Below are 4,664 nucleotides of genomic sequence, written 5' to 3' on the forward strand. Positions count from 1 at the left end.
CCCGGAAATTCACTTGCACCCCGAACCGCCGCTTCGCTGTACTCGCCGTAGTGGCCGCCCGGTGCCGGGTCGTGGCCCCGTATAGAGGAGAGCGGTTATGCGCGGAACGTTCATGTCCTACCCGAAGGGAATGCCCATCCACCCGAAGGACATGACGCTCAGTGCACTCACCGAACCGCACCCTGGGTCGCCGGACCCTGAATCTGGGAATTCTGGCGCATGTTGATGCCGGAAAGACGAGTCTGACCGAAAGGCTCCTGCACGAGGCGGGAGTGATCGACGAGATCGGCAGCGTCGACGACGGAAATACGCAGACCGATTCCCTCGCTCTGGAACGGCGCCGCGGTATCACCATCAAGTCGGCCGTCGTCTCCTTCGCGCTCGACGACACCACCGTCAATCTGATCGACACCCCCGGCCACCCGGACTTCATCGCCGAGGTCGAGCGGGTGCTCAGCGTGCTCGACGGCGCTGTGCTCGTCGTCTCCGCCGTGGAAGGCGTGCAGGCGCAGACCCGCGTCCTGATGCGCACCCTGCGACGGCTCCGCATCCCCGTACTGATCTTCGTGAACAAGGTGGACCGCGCCGGGGCCCGCCCCGAGCGCGTGCTGCGGGAGATCGCCGCGAAGCTCGCCCCGAACGCCGTCGCCACCGGCACGGTCACCGACGCCGGCACCCGCGCCGCGACCGTGCGCCCGCACCGCCCCACCGACCCGGAGTACCGGGCGGCCCTGTCCGAGGCGCTGGCCGAGCACGACGACGCGATCCTCGCCGCCTATGTCGACTATCTCGACGACACCGCGCCGCTGCCGTACGAGCGACTGGCCGAGGCGCTCCGCGAGCAGACCGGGCGCGGCCTCACCCATCCCGTGTACGTCGGCTCCGCGATCACCGGCGCCGGGGTGGCCGAACTGGTCGACGGTCTGAAGGCGCTGCTCCCGGCCGCTTCCGGGGACGCGGACGGGCCGGTCTCCGGCACCGTGTTCAAGATCGAGCGGGGTCCGGCGGGGGAGAAGGCCGGGTACGTCCGGCTGTTCTCGGGGACCGTACGGGTACGGGACGTCCTCCCCTTCGGGAGCGGCGCGGCGCCCGCCAAGGACAAGGACAAGGAAGGCGAGGTCGCCGAGGGCAAGGTCACCGGGATCGCCGTGTTCGACCGCGGTGCGGCGCGCCGGGCCGACGAGGTGAGCGCCGGCCGCATCGCCAAGGTGTGGGGCCTCGGCGACCTCCGTATCGGCGACTTTGTCGGCGTACCGCCCGAGAGCGCGGCCGAGCGGCACTTCGCGCCGCCCACTCTCGAAACCGTCGTCGTCCCCGCAACCCCCGCCGACCGGGCGGCACTTCACATGGCGCTCACCCAACTCGCCGAGCAGGACCCGCTGATCGACCTGCGCCAGGACGACGTACGCGGCGAAGTGTCGGTGTCGCTTTACGGAGAAGTGCAGAAAGAAGTCGTGCAGGCGACACTCGCCGAGGAATTCGGGGTCGCCGTCACCTTCAGGGAAACCACGACGATCTGCGTCGAACGCCCGGTGGGAACGGGCCACGGATACGAGAAGGACCTCGACCCGTTTCTCGGCACGGTCGGACTGCGCGTCGATCCGGCACCCGTCGGGGCGGGAATCGATTTCCGCCTGGAGGTCGAACTCGGTTCCATGCCGTACGCGTTCTTCAAAGCGGTCGAGGAAACCGTCCGGGAAACCCTGCGCGAAGGACTGTACGGCTGGCAGGTCGCCGACTGCACGGTCACCATGACCCACGCCGGATACTGGCCGAGGCAGAGCCACGCGCACGCCGTCTTCGACAAGAGCATGTCGAGCACGGCCCGCGACTTCCGGCAGCTGACGCCGCTGGTCCTGATGAGCGCCCTGCGGGAAGCGGGCACGCGGGTGCACGAACCGATGCACCACTTCCGTATCGACGCACCGGCCGACACCGCGAGCGCGCTGCTCTCGGCGCTCGCCCGCCTCGACGCCGTACCCCGCGACCAGCGGCAGCACGCGGCGGAATGGTCCGTCGAGGGCGACGTACCGGCCGCCCGCGCGCACGCCCTGGAACAGCGACTGCCCGGACTGACCAGAGGAGAAGGCGCCCTGGAGACCGCCTTCTCGCACTACGCCCCGACCCGCGCGACCCCACCTCCGGCCCGCCCCCGCACCGACCTCGACCCGCTGCACCGCAAGGAGTACCTGCTGCGGGTGGCACGCCGGGTGCGGTGAACGGGGTTGCGGTGACCGGGATTTGCGGTACCAGGGGGGCTCCGCCGGGAGCGTCAGGCTCCGTACTCCGTGGCGAACCGGGCTTCGCCCAGGGCCTGTCGGGTGCGGGTGGTGATGCGGTCCACGTCGCCGCGCTCGCCGTCGGGCAGCGGGGCACCGGCCTTCGCGCGGGCCCGCGCGGCCTCGCCGAGCAGCCGGGCCGCCTGTACGGAGTCCCCGGCCAGAGATTCCGCACCGGCCAGGCCCTCAAGGGCGAGGGCGACGGCGCGCGGATCGGAGCCGGCCCGCGCGCCCGCGAGGCCTTGCCGGTGCAGGGCGCGGGCCGTGGCCGCGTCGCCGCGCAGCTCCGCGACGAACCCCAACTCGGCGAGGAGCAGCGCGGGCCCCGGGTCGAACTCCCGCGCCCGGTGCCAGTCGAGGCAGGTGTGGAGCAGTTCCTCGGCCCGGTCGAGGTCGCCCTCGCGCCGCGCGCAGAGGGCCAGGCCGATCTCCGCGTGCACGGCTCCGGCCGCGTAACCGTGCGTGTGGGCGAGCCGCCGTGCGCGTTCGTGCAGCTCGCGGCTCGCGGTGAAGTCGCGCCGCAGCAGGGCGATCCGGCCGAGCCCGGTGATCCGGTCGGCCGCCTCGGTCCAGTGACCGAGCTCCTCCGCGAGGCGCACCCCCTCCTCGTGCAGCGCGGCCGCCCGTACGTGATCGCCGGCCACCTCGGCCAGTCCCGCCTGCGCGTAGCCGCACCGCAACAGGCCCCAGGCGTCGCCGAGTTCCTCGAAGACCGGGTGGCTGTCGGCGGTCCGGCGCCGCAGCGTGTCGAGGTCACCGCGGAGCATCGCGGCCGTCGCCTGCGAGCTGAGGGCGGCCGCAGTGCCCCAGGTGTCGCCGTAGGACCGCAGGCGTACGAGGGCCTGCGCGACGAGCTGTTCGCCGAGCGGCAGGTCGGCCCCGGCGACCATCAGGGCGTGCCCCAGGAACCACTGGGCGCGCGGCGCCGCGGCATCGGCGCGGGACAGCTCCTCGTCCGGCCTGTCCGTCCTGTCCGTCCTGTCCGGCCTGCCCGCACCCGCCAGCACGTCGAAGGCGTCCCGCCACACGGCGGCGTCGGCCCGCAGCGCTGCCGGGGCCTGCCCCGGCACGCCCAGAGCGTCACCCAGCGAACGGCGCGCCTCGCCGATCCGGCCCCGCAGGAACCAGTACCAGGACTGCTCCGTGACGAGCCGGAGGGCGAGCACCGCGTCCCCGTGCCGCACCGCACGGCCGAGGGCGGCCCGTAGATTGGCCGTCTCGGCGTCGAGCAGCAGCAGCGCGTCGCGTTGCCCGCTCCCTGGGCCGCTCCCTGGCTCGCCCTCTTGCCCGTGCAGCAGCGGGGCCGCCTGCGACGCGGCCTCGGCGAAATGCATGCCGTGGAGATGCGCGGCGTCCTCGAACTCGTCCGCCTCCGTGAGGCGTTCGAGCCCGTACGCGGTGATCGTCTCGGACAGCCGGTAGCGCCCGTCCTTGCCGGGCATGACGAGCGAGCGGTCCACCAGACGCAGCACCTCGGGCAGCGCGTCCGCACCGCACACCGCGTCGGCGGACCGCAGTGTGAAGCCGTCCGCGTGCAGGGCCAGGCGGCGCAGGGCGTGGCGCTCCTCGTCGGTCAGCAGCTCCCAGCTCCAGTCGATCATCGCGCGCAGGGTCCTGCGGCGGGCGGGTTCGCCGGGCAGGGCGTCGGAGAGCAGCCGGAAGCGGTCGTCGAGCCGGGTGGCCAGGGTGCGTACGTCGAGGGAGCGCACCCGCGTGGCGGCCAGCTCCAGGGCGAACGGAATGCCGTCCAGGCGGCGGCAGATGACCGCGACGGACTCCGCGTCACCGGCCTCGCCCGCCTCGCCCGCCTCGACGGTGAAGCCGGGCAGCGCGGCGGACGCTCGCTCGGTGAACAGCCGCACCGCGTCCTGACCGGCCAACGGGGCCGTCACGCTGACCAGTTCACCAGGAACGCCGAGCGGCTGCCTGCTGGTGGCGAGGATGCGAAGCCCCGGCGCCGAAGCCAGCAGCCGCGCGGCGAGCGCGGCCACCTCATCGGACAGCTGCTCGCAGTTGTCGAGTACGAGCAGGGCTGTACGGGAGCGCAGTGCCGCCCGCAGATCGCTCACCGCGTCCTCACGCACCGCGAGCGCCGCGCTGACCTGTTCCACGGCCCCGGCCGCCGCGGCGAGTTCCACCAGGACAACCCCGTCGGGGAACCGGTCGGCCGCCGCGCTCGCCGCTGCCACCGCGAGCCGGGTCTTGCCGACGCCGCCCGGTCCGGTGACCGTGATGAGCCGATGCGTGCCGAGCTGCCGTACGAGGCTCGCGACGGCTGCGTCCCGGCCGATCAAGGGGGTGAGCGGCACGGGCAGTTCGTGCGCGGGCAGTTCGTACGCGGGTAGTCGTGGTGCGGGCGGCGCGGCGAGGCGCGGGGGTGCCTGC

Annotated in this window: 2 protein-coding genes; one reads left to right on the plus strand and one right to left on the minus strand. The window is 73.0% G+C overall.

The window, feature by feature from the left end:
- The first annotated feature begins 161 nt into the window (after positions 1-161).
- The gene (locus GUY60_RS34810) at positions 162-2,219 is read left to right on the plus strand and encodes a GTP-binding protein (protein ID WP_312866537.1); all 2,058 of its coding nucleotides are present in this window, start codon (positions 162-164) and stop codon (positions 2,217-2,219) included.
- 53 nt (positions 2,220-2,272) lie between these two features.
- Here GUY60_RS34810 and GUY60_RS34815 read toward each other — a convergent pair.
- Positions 2,273-4,664, minus strand: a 2,392-nt coding sequence (locus GUY60_RS34815) for an ATP-binding protein (protein ID WP_161705247.1), incomplete at its 5' end; no start/stop codon positions are given.

It is taken from the genome of Streptomyces boluensis, from assembly GCF_009908195.1.
Lineage (GTDB): Bacteria > Actinomycetota > Actinomycetes > Streptomycetales > Streptomycetaceae > Streptomyces > Streptomyces boluensis.